Below are 17,491 nucleotides of genomic sequence, written 5' to 3'. Positions count from 1 at the left end.
CTGAATGCCGGCCGCTGGTGCCGATGGCAGCGGCGGTGCTGCCAGGGCTGGGCGATCAGAACGCCCAGTCCTCGTCGGCCGTGGCCTCGGCCTTGCCCATGACGTAGCTGGAGCCCGAGCCGGAGAAGAAGTCGTGGTTCTCGTCGGAGCCGGGATTCAGGCTGGCCATGATGGCGGGGTTCACATCCGTCATGCTGCTGGGAAACAGCGCCTCAAAGCCCAGGTTCATCAGCGCCTTGTTGGCGTTGTAGTGCAGGAACTTCTTCACGTCCTCGGTCCAGCCGACGCCGTCATACAGGTCTTCGGTGTATTTGACCTCATTGTCATAGAGGTCGTGCAGCAGCTCGTAGGCGTAGTTCTTGACTTCGTCGCGACGCGCCGGTGACGCCTTCTCGTAGCCCTGCTGGAACTTGTAGCCGATGTAGTAGCCGTGCACGGCCTCGTCGCGGATGATCAGGCGGATCAGGTCGGCGGTATTGGTCAGCTTGGCGCGGCTGGACCAGTACATTGGCAGGTAAAAGCCCGAGTAGAACAGGAAGGACTCCAGGAACACGCTGGCAATCTTGCGCATCAGCGGATCGTCACCGCGGTAGTGGCCGATGACAATGCGGGCCTTTTTCTGCAGGTACTCGTTTTCCAGGCTCCAGCGGAAGGCATCGTCCACGTCCTTCATCTGGCACAGTGTCGAGAAGATCGAGCTGTAGCTCTTGGCGTGCACGGCCTCCATGAAGGAAATGTTGGTGTAGACCGCTTCTTCATGTGGCGTGACGGCATCGGGGATCAGGCTCAGCGCGCCCACCGTGTTCTGCACGGTATCCAGCAGCGTCAGGCCGGTGAAGACGCGGATGGTCAGCTCCTGCTCCTGCGGCGTGAGCGTGGCCCAGGAGGGAATGTCGTTGGACAGCGGCACCTTCTCGGGCAGCCAGAAGTTCGAGGTCAGGCGGTTCCAGACTTCCAGGTCTTTCTCATCCTGAATGCGGTTCCAGTTGACGGCCTGTACCAGATTGGGAATCAGCGTGGGTTCATTCAGTGGCGGGATGGACATGGCAAGCGTTAAGCGAAGATGGTGTGGAAAAGGATGTCGGTACGAAGCGCGTACTCTCCTTGGTGTTCCAGAACTCGAAGTAGCAATTGTCGCCCATTCTGGCCCAGTTGCCCGGGCTGCTGCCAGGATCGGGAAAAGCAGGCGGGCTAAAATGGTCGCTTTGCCTTTTGCTGCTGCGCGTTGCGTCAGACTGCTCAGTTGCGGTGTGGCGCAGGCCGGCTTCTGCCATGCTCACCTTTCAGCAAATCATTCTTACCCTGCAGAACTACTGGGACCAGCAAGGCTGCACCCTGCTGCAGCCCTATGACATGGAAGTGGGTGCGGGCACCAGCCATACGGCCACGTTTCTGCGGGCCATTGGCCCCGAGCCGTGGCGTGCCGCCTATGTGCAGCCCAGCCGTCGACCCAAGGATGGCCGCTATGGCGAGAACCCCAACCGCCTGCAGCATTACTACCAGTACCAGGTCGTGCTCAAGCCGGCGCCAGCCAACATTCTCGATCTGTATCTGGGCAGCCTCAAGGCGCTCGGGTTCGATCTGCAGCAGAACGACATCCGTTTCGTCGAGGATGACTGGGAGAACCCCACGCTGGGTGCCTGGGGGCTGGGCTGGGAGGTCTGGCTCAACGGCATGGAGGTGACCCAGTTCACCTACTTTCAGCAGGTTGGCGGGATCGACTGCCGCCCCATCACTGGCGAGATTACCTACGGGCTGGAGCGGCTGGCGATGTACCTGCAGGGTGTCGAGAACGTCTACGACTTGGTCTATTCCAAAGCGCCGGACGGCAGCGTCGTCACCTACGGCGACGTGTTTCACCAGAACGAGGTGGAGCAGTCCACCTACAACTTCGAGTACTCCGACGTGGACTTTCTCTTTGGCGCCTTCAGCGCTTATGAGAAGGAGGCACAGCTGCTGATGGACAGGCAATTGGCCCTGCCCGCCTACGAGCAGGTGCTCAAGGCCGCCCACACCTTCAACCTGCTGGACGCGCGCGGCGCGATTTCCGTGACCGAGCGCGCCGCATACATCGCGCGCATCCGCAATCTTGCGCGCAGTGTGGCGCGCAGCTACTACGACAGCCGCGAACGCCTGGGCTTTCCGATGGCCCCGCGCGAGTGGGTGGCGCAGATTGCCAAGGCGGCTTGAAAGGGACGTGAACAGGTCCTAAGCATCGCCCATCTGCGCCTCGATGATGTCGGCAACCAGTTCGATCAGCCGATCATCCGTACCCAGTGCGGGGGCAAGGGCGATGGTCAGGTCCGGATGCTGCGCGGCCAGCTCATCGCGCAGGCGCGGCAGGTCTTGACGCGCATGCGTTCCCATGCCCAGAAAGACCGGATAGATCCACACCGTACGCAGTTGCGGGTGCTGCCCGCGTAGCTGTTGCATGGCGCCTTCCAGGTCCGGCTTGCTCAGCTCCAGGTAGGCGCACAAAACGGGTCGGTCTGCCCGTCGCCGGCGCAGTGCATCGGCCATGCGCTCCATGGGCTCGCGCCAGAGCGGATCGCGCGAGCCGTGACCAAACAGGATGACGCCGGTATGTTGCAGGGAAGCGGTGTTGTCAGGACTCATTGGCGACGCACCATATGCAGAAACACGCCGATCGCCAGGGCGCTGTACAGCAGGGCGGGTGTTGCCGCCGTCAGCAGCGGCGACCAGTTGCGCAGGGTGCCGGCGTAACCGAGGACGTTGTTGAGCAGCAGGTAGCTCACCCCGACCAGAATGCCCACGAACATCTGGCTGACCATGTTGCCGGTGCGAAAGTGCAGATAGGCAAACGGCAGCGCCAGCACCACCATGACCAGACAGCCCAGCGGGTAGAACACCTTGCGCCACAGCTCCAGCTCGAAGCGCTGGGTCGCCTGCTCGTTGGCGCGCAGATGCGCGACGTAATCGAACAGCTGCATGGTGGACATGCCGTCAGGCTTGAGAATGGCAGCATTGACCATCTCGCGCGTGATTGCGGTGGGCCAGCGCAGGGTGTCGAGGCGGTTGACCTGCAGCGGCTGCACGTCGCCACTGAGCGAGCCGTCCGGCTCGAAGGTCAGCGCCGGCTGCTGCGTGGGCAACACCTCCTCCTGCACCGCATGCAGCTGCCAGGCATCGGGCAGGATCTGGGCACGCTCGGCACGCAGCTGGCGCGCCAGCTTGCCGTCGGGCGCAAAGGTGTAGATGCGGATGCCCTGCACTTCGCCATCGGTGCGCAGTGCCGTGACGCTGACGATGACCGAATGGTCCTGCTGGCGCTCGCGTAGCCAGGCGCCCTGGCCGCCGCCAGCAACGATCTGACCGCCCACATGTTGGGCGCGCAGCAGCTGGGCCGAGCGCTCGGCCCAGGGCGCCACGTAATCGCCGAGCACGAAGGTCATGGCGGTAAACAGGGCACCGACGGACAGCAGTATCGCCAGAGCCCGCCCCGGGCCCAGGCCGGCCGTGCGCAAGATGGTGAACTGCGAGGTGCGCGCATAGCGCACCATCACGAAGATGCTGCCTATCAGTACGCAGATGGGCAGCAACTCGTACAGGTGCTGCGGCGCCGAGAAGGCCATGTGCGTGAGCATCTCCAGCAGCCCATAGGTCTGCGCGCCGGTGCGGTTGACGAAGCGGCTTTCGCTGATGAGGTCGAAAAACAGTAGCAGCGCGAGAAACGCTGCCGTGGTCATTGCCACTGCAGCGATGATTTCCGACTGCAGCATGCGCGTGACGATCTTCATGCCGCCGCCCTCCTGCCCGGCCAGAGCCGCCGCAGCGACCATTGCGCGTTGCGCATGGCCAGCCACGCCACGGCCAGCAGGAAGATGCCACCGTGCAGCAGCACCAGCCACAGACCACCTGCAATGGCGCCGCGCGCCACCCAGCTCTCCCCGAGCGAGAGCAGGTTGAAGTAGACGATGAACACCAGCAGGGCTGTCACCAGATGACCGGTGCGGCCCGAGCGTGGGTTGCCGCTGGTCAGCGCCAGCGCCAGCAGCACGTAGTTGATGGCCGCCAGGATCAGGCCAATGCGCCAGGCCAGTTCGGCTTGGGCGGCAGGGTCGGACGACTGGGCCAGCAATTCCAGGGTCGGCGTGGTTTGCACGGAAGTCTCCGCAGTGCTGATGGGTTCTTTGTGCAACAGGACCTCATAGCGCTCGAAATCCGCCACCCGCAGCGCCGGCGCGTCACCGCGCAGTTGTTCGATGCGCTGGCCAGAATCCAGTGTCACCCAGGTCTGGCCCTGCTGTTGCACGAGGCTCGCTTGACGCGCCGTGGTAACCGCACTCGTGTCGACCTTCTCCTGGGCAAAGAAAATCTGCTGCGCATGCTCCAGCGAACTGCTGTCGCGGTCCACGAAGAACACGCTGTCGCCGCTGGAGGACACCTGGAATTCCCCCGGAGCGATGCGGTCGAGGTCACTGCGCTGCTGGAACTGGTGGCGCAACTCCAGCACCTGCGCCTGCGACCATGGCCAGCTCACCAGCGACAGGCCGCCAATGGCCAGCACAATGGGCATGGCAAAGCGTGCCAGCGGTGCAATGAAGCCGCTCAGCCCGCGGCCGCTGGCAAACCAGACCACCATCTCGCTGTCGCGGTACATGCGCGCCAGCGTGCCAATGATGGCCACGAACATGCTCAGGCTCAGCACGATGGGCAGGTAACCCAGCACGGTGTAGCCCATCACCAGCATAATGTCGGAAGGCCCGACCGCGCCACGACTGGCCATGCGCAGCGAACGAACCAGCATCAATGTGACCACCACGGTCAGCAGCACCGTCACGGTGCCGAGAAAGCTGCGCGAGAGTTCTTTGCGCAGGGATGCGTCAAACAACATGGGTTGGGTTTTCCGAATTGCTTTTGTTATCGATTTCGACTGGAGGAACGCGCGCCATGCCCACTTCGCTGGAACTCAAATCCCTGAATCTGGCCTCCGCCGCCAAGGAGAAGGCCGACTTGCTGCTGGTGCTGGTGCCCGGCAGCTACCAGCCAGGGAGCCAGGCATCGCAGAAACAGGGCAAGCGCACCGCCAGTGCCGCAGCGCAGCCGCCACTGGAGGCGACGCTGCACGCAGCGCTGCAAGCCGGTGATCTGGAGCCTGCCAAGGCCGGCCAGACGCTGGCACTCTACAGTGTCGCACAAGTCGCTGCACGCAAGGTCGTGCTGGCGTCAACTGCTACGGGCAATGCGACCGATCTGCGCAAGGCCCTGTCGGGCTGTGAGAGTGCACTGTGCCACAGCAGCGTTGGCAAGGCTGTGGTCGTCAACCTTGACGCCGCAGCCGATGCCTCGGCGCACTATGCCGCAGCTGTGACGCTGGCCACGACCAGCTACCGCTATACCGCCACCAAGCCCAGCGAAAAACCACTGGCGCTGCAAAAGCTGGTGTATGGCGTGGCCGATGCCGCCGCCGCGCGGCAGGCGTTCGAGCGGGCGCAGGCCGCTGCTGCCGGCGTGGCCCTGGCGCGTGAGCTGGGCAACCTGCCGGCCAACCATGCGACGCCGTCGTACCTGGCAGATACGGCACGCACGCTGGCCAAGCACAAGCACATCACGGCCAAGATCCTTGGCCTGCGTGAGATTTCGCGGCTCAAGATGGGGGCATTTCTCGCCGTGGCACAAGGGTCGGCCACGCCGCCCCAGTTCATCGAGCTGCAGTATCAGGGGGCGGCCAAGGAGCAGGCGCCAGTGGTGCTGGTGGGCAAGGGGGTGACATTCGATACCGGAGGCATTTCCATCAAGCCGGCAGCAGGCATGGACGAAATGAAGTTCGACATGTGCGGCGCCGCCAGCGTGTTGGGCGTGTTCGAGGCGTTGGCAAGGCTGCAGCCAGCCATCAACGTCGTCGGGCTGATTCCTGCCACGGAGAACATGCCCGGCGGCAAGGCGGTCAAGCCCGGCGATGTGGTCACCAGCATGAGCGGGCAGACCATCGAGATCCTCAACACTGATGCGGAAGGCCGGCTCATTCTGTGCGACGCGCTGACCTATGCCGATCGCTTCAAGCCCCGTGCCGTCATCGATATTGCCACGCTGACTGGCGCCTGCGTGATTGCCCTGGGTGGCGTGCGCAGTGGCCTTTACGCCAGCGAGGATGCGCTGGCCGATGCGCTGCTGCAGGCCGGCGAGCAGGCGCAGGACCTGGCCTGGCGCATGCCGCTGGACGAAGATTACGCCAGTGGGCTCAAGAGCAACTTTGCCGACGTGGCCAACGTGGCCGGACGCGAGGCCGGCTCTGTCACGGCGGCGAAGTTCCTGCAGAAGTTCGTCGGCAACTGGCCCTGGGCGCATCTGGACATCGCCGGCACGGCCTGGAAAAGTGGCGCGGCCAAAGGGGCGACCGGTCGGCCTGTGGGCATGCTGCTGCATTACCTGCTGAGCCAGGCGGAGCATGCCGCCCCGCCCAGTGGCACTGGCGGGAAAACGCGCGCCAGGAAAGCCGCTTCACGCCGCACGGCCTGACCGCGGTATACGGCGACTACGCGCTCATCTGCTGCAGCGCGCGGCGCAGGCGGCGGACTTCTTCCATCAGGTCTGCCGTCAGCGCGGCCAGTTCAGGGTCAGCATTGAACGTGCGCTCCAGTTCTGCGATGCGGCGCGCGCGCGCCAGCATTCGGGCGCTGAACCGCCACGCGGACGGAGGCGTAGACTGCGCGTCGCACGCATCAGGCAGCAGTACTCCGCTGCTGACGCGCTGCACGACCCAGGCCTCCTCAATGCAACAGACATGGGCGATCTGGCTGAGCGTCAGCGGCTCCTCACCCAGCAGTTCTGGCACGACGTGCTCCGTGTGTGGCATGGCTCATCCTCCTGCGCGCGGATTGAAATTCGCAAATGCCTTGGCCAGCGCCTGGTACGCCTCGCGCTGGGCTTCGGTCACCGGTGCCGGCACGGCCAGCTGCACGACCAGGTACAGGTCGCCAGGCTCACGCGCCGGCAGGCCCTTGCCCTTGATGCGCAGCTTGCGCCCGGGCTGGCTGCCAGGCGGCACGTTGATTTCCAACCGTCCTGCCAGCGTGTCGAAGGTCACGACTCCGCCCAGCGCCGCCTCCCAAACAGTCAGCGGCAGCTGCTGGTAGACGTTCTTGCCCTCGGCGTGCCAGCGCCGGTCGTCGGCAAAGCGCACCTGCAGCAGCAGGTCGCCCGGCGGTCCATTGCCGATGCCGGGCTCGCCCTTGCCGGCCAGCCGGATCATCTGGCCCTCATGGACGCCCTTGGGAATAGTGACCTGCAGCTCGCGCACATCGTCATGCGCATGGCCTTCGGCATCCATGGTGACGCCGCGCAGCTGCAAGGTGCGCACGGTTCCGGAGTAGCTCTCGGGAATCGTCAGCACAATGGTTGCGTGGCGATCCTGTCCGCGCATGTCCGGCGCGCTGCCCTGGCGATGGCGTCGGCCGCGGCCAAAGAATTCCTCGAAGAAGCTGCTGTAATGGCCTCCGCCAAAGCCGCCGAGATCGTCAACGGTGGCATCGTCGAAATGGGCACTGCCGCCGCGCGTGCGGCCCCAGCCCGGCGGCGGCTGAAAACCTCCCGACTGCGCAAACTGTCCGGGCTCGCCGAGCGCGTCGTATTCGGCGCGTTTTTCGGGGTCGGAAAGCACGGCGTGGGCTTCGTTGATCTCCGCCATGCGCGCGACCGCATCGGCCTCGGTGCTGATGTCCGGATGGTACTTGCGCGCCAGCCTGCGGTAGGCCTTCTTGATTTCGTCGGCACTCGCATTCCTGGCCACGCCAAGAATCTTGTAATAGTCCTTGTAGTCCATGCGGTCCTCACTGGAAAAAGGCGGGAACCTGGCGGCCCTTGTCACTGTGGCGCCTCGCTGCCTGCGTGACAAGGGCCGCGACCGGTTCCGGGCCATTGTAGGTAGGGCCATGGTCTCCTACACGCTGCCGGGGCGGGATCCGCGGAGGCTATCTGCAGGCCTGCCGAATGGATGTCCTGCAGATAGGGGCTGACGGTGCGTTCTGCAACACCACTGGTCAACCGGCAAGGCCGGCCAGGTGCGGTAGCGCCAGTACGTGCAGCCGGTCCCGCGCCTGTCGCCTGCCAGCGGCCTTCTGGTGTCAGGCTGCGGCGTTGCCAGTCAGCACGTTATTGACGCGGCGCACGTAGGCGGCCGGATCGCGCGGCAGGCCGCCTTCGGCCAGCACGGCCTGGTCGAACAGGATGTGTGCGAGCTCCTCGAACTGCGTGTCGGCCTGGTCCTGCAGCTTTGTGACCAGTGGGTGTGCGGGGTTGACTTCCAGCACCGGTTTCATCTCCGGCACGGGCTGGCCGGCCTGACGCAGCAGGCGCGCCATCTGGTTGCTGAGCTGGCCGTCCTTGACGACCAGGCAGGCGGGGGAGTCCACCAGGCGCGTGGTCACGCGCACGTCCTCGGCTTCGTCCTTGAGCACCTGCTTGAGTTTTTCCAGTACGGGCTTGAACTGCGCGGCGGCTTCCTCGGCGGCCTTGCGTTCTTCTTCGTCCTGCAGATCACCCAGATCGACCGCACCCTTGGCGATGGACTGCAGCGGCGTGCCATCGAACTCGTGCAGAAAGCCCATGGCCCACTCGTCGACACGGTCGGTCATGAACAGCACCTCGATGCCCTTCTTCCTGAACAGCTCCAGCTGTGGGCTGCTCTTGGCTGCGGCGAGGTTGTCGGCCGTGATGTAGTAGATGGCCTTCTGGCCTTCCTTCATGCGCGCCTTGTAGTCGGCCAGGCTGACGCTGACCGTGTCGCTGGCCGTGGAGGCATAGCGCAGCAACTTGGCGATGCGGTCGCGGTTGGCGAAGTCCTCGCCCAGCCCTTCCTTGAGCACGGCGCCGAACTCGGCGTAAAAGCGTGCGTACTTCTCTTCCTCCGGGATCGCATTGGCCTGCGCGCCCTCGGTCTTGCTCGCGTCGCTCTTGTCGGTGACGTCCGTCACGTCTGCATCGGTCGGCTTCGCGCTGGCAGCCTGCGCCATGGCTTCGAGCATGCCGAGCACGCGCCGGGTGTTGCCGTCGCGGATGGCGCGCACGTCACGGCTTTCCTGCAGCAGTTCGCGGCTGACGTTGAGGGGCAGGTCAGCCGAGTCGAGCACGCCAAAGACAAAGCGCAGGTAGGACGGCAGCAGCGCCTCGGCCTCGTCCATGATGAAGACGCGCTTGACGTAGAGCTTGATGCCGGCCTTCTTGTCGCGGTTCCACAGATCATGCGGCGCCTTGGAAGGGATGTACAGCAGCTGGGTGTACTCGGTACTGCCCTCGACCTTGTTGTGGCTCCACGCCAGCGGCGGCGCGAAATCGTGGCTCAGGTGCTGGTAGAAGGCGATGTACTGCTCGTCAGTGATGTCCTTCTTCGGGCGTGTCCATAGCGCGCTGGCCTGGTTGATGGTTTCCCACTCGCCGGTCTTGACCATGCGGCCTGGCTCGCCTTCCTTTTCGCCATCCTTCCATTCCTCCTTTTCCATCTGCACCGGCAGACTGATGTGGTCGGAATACTTGTTGATGATGGACTTGAGCTTCCAGCCGTTGAGGAACTGCTCAGCCGCATCGCCTTGCAGGTGCAGCGTGATGCGCGTGCCGCGCTCGGCGTGCTCGATCGGCTCGACCTCGAAGTCACCCGTGCCCTGGCTGATCCAGCGCACGCCCTCGCTGGCGGGCAGGCCGGCGCGGCGGGTCTCGACGATGACCTTGTCGGCCACGATGAAGGCTGAGTAAAAGCCCACACCAAACTGGCCGATCAGCTGGGCATCGGCCTTCTGGTCGCCGGTGAGGCGACTGGTGAATTCGCGTGTGCCGCTCTTGGCGATGGTGCCCAGGTTGGCGATGGCTTCCTCCTGGCTCATGCCGATGCCGTTGTCCTCGATGGTCAGGGTCTTGGCGTCGGCATCGAAGCTGATGCGCACGCGCAGATCCGGTGCATCCTCATAGAGCGCCGGATTGTTGAGGGCTTCAAAGCGCAGCTTGTCGCAGGCATCGGCGGCATTGGAGACCAGCTCGCGCAGGAAGATCTCCGGATTGGAGTACAGCGAATGCGTGACCAGGTGCAGGACCTGGGCGACTTCGGCCTGGAAAGCGTGTTTTTGGGTGCTCATGGATGAAATAGTGATGAAAAACGTGGATGGAGAAGCATATTTCCCGCGATAGGCAGAGATAGTTGCTTTTGTTCAACTTTCAAGGGCGCAGGCGTGCATCAAATGCGTGGCAAATGGTGCATGATCGCGGACGTGAAGGACGCAGCGCCTGCGCTGCTTAGATTTTTGGTTGATTCAATAAGGAGTGAGGAAATGGCAACATACAGCACATCCAAGAAGCTGGTGGCCGAGTTCATCGGCACATTCTGGCTGGTGCTTGGCGGCTGCGGCAGCGCGGTGCTAGCTGCAAAGTTCATGGCGGGCGGTGCTGATACCGGACTGGGCATCGGTTTTCTCGGCGTATCACTGGCCTTTGGGCTGACGGTGCTGACGGGCGCGTACGCCCTCGGGCCGATTTCCGGCGGGCACTTCAATCCCGCGGTCTCGCTTGGGCTGGCCGTGGGAGGCCGCTTCTCGTTTGCGGAGTTGCCTGGCTATGTCATCGCCCAGGTGCTTGGTGCGATTGCGGCGGCAGCGGTGCTGTACGTGGTCGCCACGGGCAATGGCGCAAGCGTCGGCGGCTTTGCCACCAATGGCTTCGGTGAGCTCTCGCCGGGCGGTTACGGGATGGTAGCGGCGTTGGTGATCGAAGTGGTGCTGACGGCGGTGTTCCTGATCGTCATCCTGGGTGCGACCGCGCGCCGCGCGGCGCCCGGCTTTGCCGGCATGGCCATTGGCCTGACGCTGACGCTGATCCACCTGATCTCCATTCCCGTGACCAATACTTCGGTCAACCCGGCGCGCAGCACGGGCGTGGCGCTGTTTGCCGAAACAGCCGCGCTTGGTCAGCTGTGGCTGTTCTGGGTGGCGCCGTTGGTTGGCGCCGCAATTGGTGCGGTGATTTACAAGGCGCTGCTGGCCAATCCGCAGGACGAGTAAGCGAGGAGCAGGGGCGGCCTGTAGGTGCCTGCGCACACGGGGCAGGCGCCAGCGCGGCTATGATGGGCTGCCCGTGTAGCGACGGGCGCAGCAGCGCCCGCCATTACTTTTCGTTCTCAGCCACGGAGGCCTCCCATGCAAGTAGACATCGCCATCGTTGGAGCCGGCCCGGCCGGGCTGGCCTTTGCCCAGTCCATGCAGGGCAGTGGCTATTCCATCGCATTGATCGATCGCCAGCAGCGCACGGCGCTGGCCGAGCCTGCTTTCGACGGACGCGAGATTGCGCTGACGCACGCTTCGCGGCGCATTCTGGAGCAGCTTGGGGCGTGGCAGCGCATTGACGCCACGCAGATCTCTGCGCTGCGCGATGCACAGGTGCTCAACGGCGCGTCGCGCTATGCGCTGCGCATCGATGCGCGTACTGCAGGGGTGGACCAACTGGGCTACTTTGTTCCCAACCATCTGATCCGCAAGGCCTTGTTCGAGGCTGTGCAGCAGCGCCAGGACGTGACGCTACTTGGCGACGTGGCCGTGACGGCCATTGAGCCCGGCGAGACGGCGCACCGGCTGCAGCTCTCCGACGGTGGCAGCGTGACTGCGCGGCTGGTGGTGGCGGCAGACAGCCGTTTTTCCGAAACGCGGCGCATGATGGGCATTGCCGCCGACAGCCACGACTTCGCCCGCAGCATGTTGGTGTGCCGCTTTGCGCATGAAAAGCCCCATGGGCATGTTGCCTGGCAGTGGTTCGACGTTGGTCAGACCAAGGCTTTGCTGCCGCTCAACGGCCCCATGAGCAACGTGGTCCTGACGTTGCCGCCCCACGCAATGCGGACCCTGCTGCAACTGGATGACGCGGCCTTTTCCGCCGACATTACGCGCCGGTTCGACCATCGTCTCGGCGCCATGCACAAGCAAGGCACGCCGCACACCTATCCGCTGGTGGCCGTGTATGCGCGCCGGTTCGTGGCGCCGCGCTTTGCGCTGGTTGGCGATGCGGCCGTTGGCATGCACCCCATCACCGCGCACGGTTTCAATTTTGGCCTGCAGAGCCAGCAGCGCCTGGCCGAACAGCTCTGGCTGGCCAAGCGCCGCAACCGCGACGTGGCTGATCCGGCCTGTCTGGCCGCCTATGCGCGCGGGCACCGCGCTGCCACTTGGCCGTTGTACAAGGCCACCAACGCCATTGCGCAGCTCTACACAGATGACCGCGCGCCCGTGCAGTTGCTGCGCGATGGCGCACTGCGCGTGAGCCAGGGGTTCTGGCCGTTTCGCAAGCTGCTGGCTGGCCACCTCACGCAGGCCTGATTGCGCTGTGCGGTGTCGACCTGCACCGACGCTGCGGGCTCACCACTGTCCCGTCTCCATGCGGATGGCCACCTCGCAATCATCAAAGATTGCCAGCTTGGCAATGCGCACGCGCACGCCGATCACGCCGGGCAGCTGCATCAGGCGGTGCGACACCCGGCCGATCAGCGTCTCCAGCAAATTGATGTGTTCGGCCGTGCATTCATCAATGATGATCTGGCGCACCTTGCGGTAATCCAGCACGCTGTGGATGTCGTCATCGGCAGGCAGCAATGGCTGCGTGCCCTGATGCAGCTCGGCATCGACCTGGATGGGTTGCGGGTGGCCACGCTCGTGCGCGAGGATGCCCAAGTTGGCATCAAAGCGCAGGCCGGTCAATGTCAGCGTTTGTGCGCCTTTGGTGTGTGTCATGGCAAATATCGGACAGGGAAAGGGTGGGGCCATGGCGCCAGTCAGGTCACCGCATCATCGAGAAATCCCGCGGCAGGCGCAGCAGGTGCTGGCCACCATCGACCAGCAAGGTCGTGCCAGTCATCGCGCGGTTGGTCAGGGCAAAATGCACGGCCGCCGCCACATCCTCGGGGGTGGACGAGCGTTGCAGCGGACTGAGGCGGTGCAGGCGCTCGAACGTCTCCGCATCCAGGTACTCGCTGGTCAGGGTCAGCCCAGGGGCTACGCCTACCACTCGCACCAGCGGCGCCAGTGCCATCGCCAACGCGGTGCCGGCCGCTTCGAGCGCGGCCTTCGAGAGGGTGTAGCTGAGAAAGTCCGGGTTCTGGTTCCAGAGCTTCTGATCCAGCAGGTTCACCACGGCGCCCTGGCAGGGCGCATCGCACAGCGCCTGCCGCTCACGCAGATGGGCATGCAGTGCCTGCGCCAGCAGCAGCGGCGCGGCCACGTTGGCGCGCAGATGCGCCTCGGCGCTGGCGTAGCTGAAGCTGGCCGCATCGTCGTAGCGAAACAGCGAGGCGCTGTTGACCACCGCATCCAGCTGGCCAAAGTGCGCCAGAACGGTGGGCACCAGTGCCCTGGTCTGCGCCTCGTCGTCGAAGTCGGCGGCAAATGCGTGCGCCGCCACGCCGGCAGCCATACAGGCGCGCGCGGTTTCGTCCGCTGCCTGGCGCGAATAGCGGTAGTGCACGGCAACGTTCCACCCATTGCCTGCCAGATGCTGCGCAATGGCGCGGCCAAGGCGCAGCCCGGCGCCCGTCACCAGGACGGTGGGGCGCGCGTTGGCATCGGTGTCAGGCAAGGCGGTCATGCGAAAACATCTGTGGAACGGCAGACCGGTGCTGCGACAATCACGCCATGCACCAAGCCTTCGATGAACAGCCTGAAAGTGTAACCGCGGCGCTGACCGCGCAACTGCACAGCGCCATCGCCGCAGGTGGCGGCTGGCTGCCGTTTGATGCCTTCATGCAGATGGCGCTGTACGCACCGGGTCTGGGGTACTACAGCCACGCGCGTCGCAAGATCGGCCGCATGCCGGCACGCGGTGACGCGTCCGAGGGCAGCGATTTCGTCACGGCGCCGGAGCTGTCGGCGTTGTTTGGCCGGACGCTGGCCCGGCAGATCGCGCAGGCACTGGACCACTACGGCTGCGATACGGTGTTCGAATTCGGTGCGGGCAACGGTACGCTGGCGCGTGACGTGCTGGATACGCTGGGTGAGCAGGTGCGCCGTTACTGCATCGTCGACGTTTCGCACACCTTGCGTGCGCGCCAGGCCGAGCGGCTGCAGGCCCATGCGGGCAAGATCGAGTGGCTCAGCGAACTGCCCGATTGTCTTGAAGGCGTGCTGCTGGGCAATGAAGTGCTCGATGCCATGCCGGTCAAGCTGCTGGCCTTTCAGGACGGTCAGTGGCACGAGCGCGGCGTGGCCTTGGATGCGCAGCAACAACTGGTCTGGCACGATCGGCCGACTGCACTGAGGCCTCCCGTAGACCTGCCGCTGGCGCCGCAGCAGGGGTATGTCACGGAGATCCATCCATGGGCCGAGGCCTTCATCCGCACCACCGCTGAGCGGTTGCGGCGTGGCGCGGCACTGTGGATCGACTACGGCTTTGGCGAGCGGGAGTACTACCACCCGCAGCGCAACATGGGCACGCTGGTGGCACACCACCAGCACCGCGTGGATGATGATGTGCTGACGCAGATCGGCGAGAAGGACATCACCAGCCATGTCAACTTCACCGGCATCGCCGTGGCCGCGCAGGAGGCAGGTCTGGAGGTGTTGGGCTACACGTCACAGGCGCGCTTTCTGATCAACTGCGGCATCCAGCCCCTGCTGGATGCGGCTACGCTGGCGCAGCGCGCGATGGCTGCCAGGCTGCTGCACGAGCACGAGATGGGCGAGTTGTTCAAGGTGATGATGCTGGGCACCGGACCGTTCTGGGAGCCGCTCGGATTCAGCGCAGGCGATCGTACGCACACGCTTTGAGCCTTCTGCGCAGGTGTGCCTGGCTGCGCAACGCATGAGAAGAGCGTGAACAGGTTGAAGACGAGATTGCGGGTGCGCGCCATGACAGGATGCGATTGGCCAGATCGCCCTGCGGGTGGATGGTGGGTCTGACGACCCTGGCCGCGTAACAGGCCATGAAAAAACCGGCCAGAAGCCGGTTTTGTCCTGTATGGCAGTGCACGCCTGCCATTAACGCTTATCAATAGCTGTTGTCGTGACCGCCGCGGGGGCCATTGCCGTAGGGGCTGCGGAAACCACCGCCGCCGCCTTCACGACGGCCACCGCCGAACCCGCCGCTGCGAGGCGGACGGGGCTCCAGCGGGCGGGCCTCGTTGACGACGACGTTGCGGCCGCCGAGCGACTGGCCGTTCAGACCATTGATGGCGTCCTGTGCCTCACCGTCCGAACCCATTTCGACGAAGCCGAAACCCTTGGAGCGGCCCGTGTCACGCTCCATCATGACCTTGGCGCTGACGACAGCGCCGAATTCGCTGAACGCCTGTTCCAGGTCATTGTCGCGAACAGAATATGGCAGATTGCCAACGTAAAGCTTATTGCCCATGGCGGGACTCCTTCAAAACATTTTCCCAAGCGATGGGGCCCCGGAGCCGATTGAGCAAATCCCCTGAACTGCGCACGAAACCATCTAACACCGCATACTTTGGTTCGGGTTCAACACGAAAGGCATGAAGCACCTCTCGCGCACCCGCGGCCATTATTACTGACAAAACCGCATCCGGATATGACCGAAAGCCTTGGGAAACCTCGGGAAATCGCCAATTCGGCGGATTTGCCACGCTCTTTTTGGTAACCATTTGTTTCTCCATCGTGCGGCAAGGCCGTGCCGGCTTCCGTGCGGGCTGGTATAGTTGCGGCCTTACGCGCCGATTTGCAACGCTTGCGGGCGCTTTACAAGTACTGCTAAAGACGCGCCTTGCGACATGTGCCAAACGCAACCGGCTTGTTTTTAGCAAGCCGGTTTTTTTCGTTTCTGCCATGCCTTTGATCGCTCAGCCCCAGTTCATGGATTTTGCCGAACCCCTGCCGTTGCGAAGCGGCGGTCGGCTTGGCAACTACACCCTGGCCTATGAGACCTACGGCCAGCTCAATGCCTCGCGCAGCAACGCTGTGCTGGTCTGCCACGCGCTCAACGCTTCGCACCACGTGGCCGGTGTCTATGCGGGACAACCCAGAAGCGAAGGCTGGTGGGACAACATGATCGGCCCCGGCAAGCCGGTGGATACGGACCGTTTCTTCGTCATTGGTGTCAACAACCTGGGTTCGTGCTTTGGCTCGACCGGGCCGATGCACACCAATCCCGCCACCGGCAAGGCCTGGGGCGCGGATTTTCCGGTCCTCACCGTGGAAGACTGGGTGGATGCGCAGGCGCGTTTGCTTGATGCGTTGGGTATTGAGCACCTGGCAGCCGTGATGGGCGGCAGCTTGGGCGGCATGCAGGCGCTGTCATGGACGCTGCAATACCCGGAACGCATGCGCCATGCGGTGGTGATCGCCAGCGCCCCCAACCTGACGGCAGAGAACATCGCGTTCAACGAGGTGGCGCGCCGCGCCATCGTCACCGATCCAGATTTCCATGGCGGGCATTTCTACGAGCACGGCGTGGTGCCAGCACGTGGGCTGCGTATTGCGCGCATGATCGGGCACATCACCTATCTCTCGGATGATGTGATGAACCAGAAGTTTGGCAGGCAGCTGCGCGAAGGGCTGGACCTGCGCTACAGCACGCAGGATATCGAATTCCAGATCGAGAGCTATCTGCGCCACCAGGCCGACAAGTTCAGCAGCTATTTCGACGCCAACACCTACCTGCTCATCACCCGCGCGCTCGACTACTTCGATCCAGCCCGTGCCCATGGTGGCAACCTCAGCCAGGCGCTGGCAGGCGCGCGGGCGAAGTTTCTCATCATCAGCTTCACGACCGACTGGCGGTTTTCCCCGGCGCGCAGCGCGGAGATCGTCAAGGCACTGCTGGACAACCACCGCGACGTGACCTACGCCAAGATCAACGCGCCGCACGGGCATGATGCCTTCCTGCTCGACGACCCGCGCTACCACCACCTCGTGGCCGCCTACTTTGCCCGTATTGCCGAGGAGGTGGCAGCATGAGCGATAACCACACCATGCAGGCGATTGCGCAACTGGTGCCGCGCGGCGCGCGCGTGCTCGATCTGGGTTGCGGCGACGGCGCACTGCTTGAGTATCTGCAGAAGGAGCGTGGCTGCAGCGGCTACGGCGTGGAGCTGGACGACGAAAAGCTGCTGGCCTGCGCGCGGCGCGGCGTCAACGTACTGCAGATGAACCTCGACCGCGGCCTGACACTGTTCGAGGACGACAGCTTCGACGTTGTGCTGCAGATTGACACCTTCCAGCATCTGCGCAATGCCGAAACCATGCTGCTGGAGACCGTGCGGGTGGGCAAAAGCGGCATCATCGCGTTCCCTAACTTTGCCCACTGGGGCAACCGCCTGGCGGTGCTGCGCGGACGCATGCCGGTCACGCGGCGCCTGCCGTACCAGTGGTACGACACACCCAACATCCGCGTGGGCACCTACAAGGATTTCGAGGCGCTGGCGCGCAAGCACGGCCTGCGCATCTGCGACGCGTTCGGGCTGCTGGGCGACAAACCGGTGCGCTGGCTGCCCAACCTGCGTGCCAACACTGCCGTGTTCCATCTGCAGCGACCCTGACAACCGCTGATCGCA

The 17,491-nt window shown here is 64.1% G+C and carries 18 protein-coding genes; 7 read left to right on the top strand and 11 right to left on the bottom strand.

The window, feature by feature from the left end:
- Nucleotides 1–55 precede the first annotated feature (55 nt).
- Both nrdF and AAV94_RS14910 read right to left on the bottom strand, forming a co-directional pair.
- Nucleotides 56–1,045 (bottom strand): class 1b ribonucleoside-diphosphate reductase subunit beta, encoded by a 990-nt coding sequence (gene nrdF / locus AAV94_RS10085; protein WP_197408057.1) that lies wholly within the window; start codon nucleotides 1,043–1,045, stop codon nucleotides 56–58.
- Nucleotides 1,023–1,274 carry a hypothetical protein gene (locus AAV94_RS14910; RefSeq protein WP_156454407.1) on the bottom strand — a complete coding sequence of 84 codons (252 nt, stop codon included), beginning with the start codon at nucleotides 1,272–1,274 and terminating at the stop codon, nucleotides 1,023–1,025. The genes nrdF and AAV94_RS14910 overlap by 23 nt, the downstream gene beginning before the upstream one ends.
- On the opposite strand from AAV94_RS14910, the gene glyQ reads away from it, so the two are divergent.
- Entirely contained in the window at nucleotides 1,273–2,190 is a 918-nt protein-coding gene (gene glyQ, locus AAV94_RS10080) for a glycine--tRNA ligase subunit alpha (protein WP_046742195.1), read from the top strand. The genes AAV94_RS14910 and glyQ overlap by 2 nt on opposite strands.
- A gap of 18 nt (nucleotides 2,191–2,208) precedes the next feature.
- Here glyQ and AAV94_RS10075 read toward each other — a convergent pair whose 3' ends face one another.
- From AAV94_RS10075 to lptF, 3 genes are read right to left on the bottom strand one after another with little or no spacing between them, the layout of a single operon-like run.
- Nucleotides 2,209–2,616 (bottom strand): sirohydrochlorin chelatase, encoded by a 408-nt coding sequence (locus tag AAV94_RS10075; protein ID WP_046742194.1) that lies wholly within the window; start codon nucleotides 2,614–2,616, stop codon nucleotides 2,209–2,211.
- The gene (gene lptG, locus AAV94_RS10070; protein WP_046742240.1) at nucleotides 2,613–3,758 is read right to left on the bottom strand and encodes an LPS export ABC transporter permease LptG; all 1,146 of its coding nucleotides are present in this window, start codon (nucleotides 3,756–3,758) and stop codon (nucleotides 2,613–2,615) included. Before lptG ends, AAV94_RS10075 begins: the two co-directional genes overlap by 4 nt.
- Complete coding sequence (lptF, locus tag AAV94_RS10065; RefSeq protein WP_046742193.1) at nucleotides 3,755–4,855, bottom strand: LPS export ABC transporter permease LptF; 1,101 nt, start codon at nucleotides 4,853–4,855, stop codon at nucleotides 3,755–3,757. The genes lptG and lptF overlap by 4 nt, the downstream gene beginning before the upstream one ends.
- A 56-nt stretch (nucleotides 4,856–4,911) precedes the next feature.
- Here lptF and AAV94_RS10060 point away from each other — a divergent pair, with 56 nt between their 5' ends.
- Entirely contained in the window at nucleotides 4,912–6,480 is a 1,569-nt protein-coding gene (locus AAV94_RS10060; protein WP_046742192.1) for a leucyl aminopeptidase, read from the top strand.
- A 16-nt stretch (nucleotides 6,481–6,496) separates the two neighbouring features.
- On the opposite strand, the gene AAV94_RS10055 is transcribed toward AAV94_RS10060, so the two are convergent.
- The 3 genes from AAV94_RS10055 to htpG all read right to left on the bottom strand — a co-directional run bounded on the left by AAV94_RS10055 (nucleotide 6,497) and on the right by htpG (nucleotide 10,085).
- Entirely contained in the window at nucleotides 6,497–6,817 is a 321-nt protein-coding gene (locus AAV94_RS10055) for a chaperone modulator CbpM (RefSeq protein ID WP_046742191.1), read from the bottom strand.
- 3 nt (nucleotides 6,818–6,820) lie between these two features.
- Nucleotides 6,821–7,783 (bottom strand): DnaJ C-terminal domain-containing protein, encoded by a 963-nt coding sequence (locus AAV94_RS10050; RefSeq protein ID WP_046742190.1) that lies wholly within the window; start codon nucleotides 7,781–7,783, stop codon nucleotides 6,821–6,823.
- Between the two features lie 301 nt (nucleotides 7,784–8,084).
- A complete protein-coding gene (gene htpG, locus AAV94_RS10045; protein ID WP_046742189.1) occupies nucleotides 8,085–10,085 on the bottom strand; it encodes a molecular chaperone HtpG in 2,001 nt (666 codons plus the stop codon).
- Nucleotides 10,086–10,277: 192 nt separating this feature from the next.
- Here htpG and aqpZ point away from each other — a divergent pair, with 192 nt between their 5' ends.
- Nucleotides 10,278–11,003 (top strand): aquaporin Z, encoded by a 726-nt coding sequence (aqpZ, locus tag AAV94_RS10040; protein WP_046742188.1) that lies wholly within the window; start codon nucleotides 10,278–10,280, stop codon nucleotides 11,001–11,003.
- A gap of 135 nt (nucleotides 11,004–11,138) precedes the next feature.
- Entirely contained in the window at nucleotides 11,139–12,308 is a 1,170-nt protein-coding gene (ubiM, locus tag AAV94_RS10035) for a 5-demethoxyubiquinol-8 5-hydroxylase UbiM (RefSeq protein WP_046742187.1), read from the top strand.
- A gap of 39 nt (nucleotides 12,309–12,347) precedes the next feature.
- Here ubiM and AAV94_RS10030 read toward each other — a convergent pair whose 3' ends face one another.
- Complete coding sequence (locus AAV94_RS10030; RefSeq protein ID WP_046742186.1) at nucleotides 12,348–12,719, bottom strand: dihydroneopterin aldolase; 372 nt, start codon at nucleotides 12,717–12,719, stop codon at nucleotides 12,348–12,350.
- Between the two features lie 46 nt (nucleotides 12,720–12,765).
- Entirely contained in the window at nucleotides 12,766–13,569 is an 804-nt protein-coding gene (locus tag AAV94_RS10025; RefSeq protein WP_046742185.1) for an SDR family oxidoreductase, read from the bottom strand.
- A gap of 47 nt (nucleotides 13,570–13,616) precedes the next feature.
- On the opposite strand from AAV94_RS10025, the gene AAV94_RS10020 reads away from it, so the two are divergent.
- The gene (locus AAV94_RS10020; RefSeq protein ID WP_046742184.1) at nucleotides 13,617–14,747 is read left to right on the top strand and encodes a class I SAM-dependent methyltransferase; all 1,131 of its coding nucleotides are present in this window, start codon (nucleotides 13,617–13,619) and stop codon (nucleotides 14,745–14,747) included.
- 220 nt (nucleotides 14,748–14,967) lie between these two features.
- On the opposite strand, the gene AAV94_RS10015 is transcribed toward AAV94_RS10020, so the two are convergent.
- Nucleotides 14,968–15,330, bottom strand: a complete 363-nt coding sequence (locus AAV94_RS10015) for an RNA recognition motif domain-containing protein (protein ID WP_046742183.1) — start codon at nucleotides 15,328–15,330, stop codon at nucleotides 14,968–14,970.
- A gap of 434 nt (nucleotides 15,331–15,764) precedes the next feature.
- On the opposite strand from AAV94_RS10015, the gene metX reads away from it, so the two are divergent.
- Nucleotides 15,765–16,895 carry a homoserine O-succinyltransferase MetX gene (gene metX, locus AAV94_RS10010; protein ID WP_046742182.1) on the top strand — a complete coding sequence of 377 codons (1,131 nt, stop codon included), beginning with the start codon at nucleotides 15,765–15,767 and terminating at the stop codon, nucleotides 16,893–16,895.
- A complete protein-coding gene (gene metW / locus AAV94_RS10005; RefSeq protein WP_046742181.1) occupies nucleotides 16,892–17,476 on the top strand; it encodes a methionine biosynthesis protein MetW in 585 nt (194 codons plus the stop codon). Before metX ends, metW begins: the two co-directional genes overlap by 4 nt.
- Nucleotides 17,477–17,491: the final 15 nt, after the last annotated feature.

The organism is Lampropedia cohaerens (assembly GCF_001005215.1).
In the GTDB taxonomy this organism is placed as follows: Bacteria; Pseudomonadota; Gammaproteobacteria; order Burkholderiales; family Burkholderiaceae_C; genus Lampropedia; species Lampropedia cohaerens.
The sequence above is the reverse complement of the archived record's forward strand: the minus strand, read 5'-3'. Positions and strand labels throughout refer to the sequence as shown.

Coding starts and splice junctions, on each gene's coding strand:
- nrdF (WP_197408057.1), bottom strand. CDS start 1,045: ATGTCCATCCCGCCACTGAATGAACCCACGCTGATTCCCAATCTGGTA.
- glyQ (WP_046742195.1), top strand. CDS start 1,273: ATGCTCACCTTTCAGCAAATCATTCTTACCCTGCAGAACTACTGGGAC.
- AAV94_RS14910 (WP_156454407.1), bottom strand. CDS start 1,274: ATGGCAGAAGCCGGCCTGCGCCACACCGCAACTGAGCAGTCTGACGCA.
- AAV94_RS10075 (WP_046742194.1), bottom strand. CDS start 2,616: ATGAGTCCTGACAACACCGCTTCCCTGCAACATACCGGCGTCATCCTG.
- lptG (WP_046742240.1), bottom strand. CDS start 3,758: ATGAAGATCGTCACGCGCATGCTGCAGTCGGAAATCATCGCTGCAGTG.
- lptF (WP_046742193.1), bottom strand. CDS start 4,855: ATGTTGTTTGACGCATCCCTGCGCAAAGAACTCTCGCGCAGCTTTCTC.
- AAV94_RS10060 (WP_046742192.1), top strand. CDS start 4,912: ATGCCCACTTCGCTGGAACTCAAATCCCTGAATCTGGCCTCCGCCGCC.
- AAV94_RS10055 (WP_046742191.1), bottom strand. CDS start 6,817: ATGCCACACACGGAGCACGTCGTGCCAGAACTGCTGGGTGAGGAGCCG.
- AAV94_RS10050 (WP_046742190.1), bottom strand. CDS start 7,783: ATGGACTACAAGGACTATTACAAGATTCTTGGCGTGGCCAGGAATGCG.
- htpG (WP_046742189.1), bottom strand. CDS start 10,085: ATGAGCACCCAAAAACACGCTTTCCAGGCCGAAGTCGCCCAGGTCCTG.
- aqpZ (WP_046742188.1), top strand. CDS start 10,278: ATGGCAACATACAGCACATCCAAGAAGCTGGTGGCCGAGTTCATCGGC.
- ubiM (WP_046742187.1), top strand. CDS start 11,139: ATGCAAGTAGACATCGCCATCGTTGGAGCCGGCCCGGCCGGGCTGGCC.
- AAV94_RS10030 (WP_046742186.1), bottom strand. CDS start 12,719: ATGACACACACCAAAGGCGCACAAACGCTGACATTGACCGGCCTGCGC.
- AAV94_RS10025 (WP_046742185.1), bottom strand. CDS start 13,569: ATGACCGCCTTGCCTGACACCGATGCCAACGCGCGCCCCACCGTCCTG.
- AAV94_RS10020 (WP_046742184.1), top strand. CDS start 13,617: ATGCACCAAGCCTTCGATGAACAGCCTGAAAGTGTAACCGCGGCGCTG.
- AAV94_RS10015 (WP_046742183.1), bottom strand. CDS start 15,330: ATGGGCAATAAGCTTTACGTTGGCAATCTGCCATATTCTGTTCGCGAC.
- metX (WP_046742182.1), top strand. CDS start 15,765: ATGCCTTTGATCGCTCAGCCCCAGTTCATGGATTTTGCCGAACCCCTG.
- metW (WP_046742181.1), top strand. CDS start 16,892: ATGAGCGATAACCACACCATGCAGGCGATTGCGCAACTGGTGCCGCGC.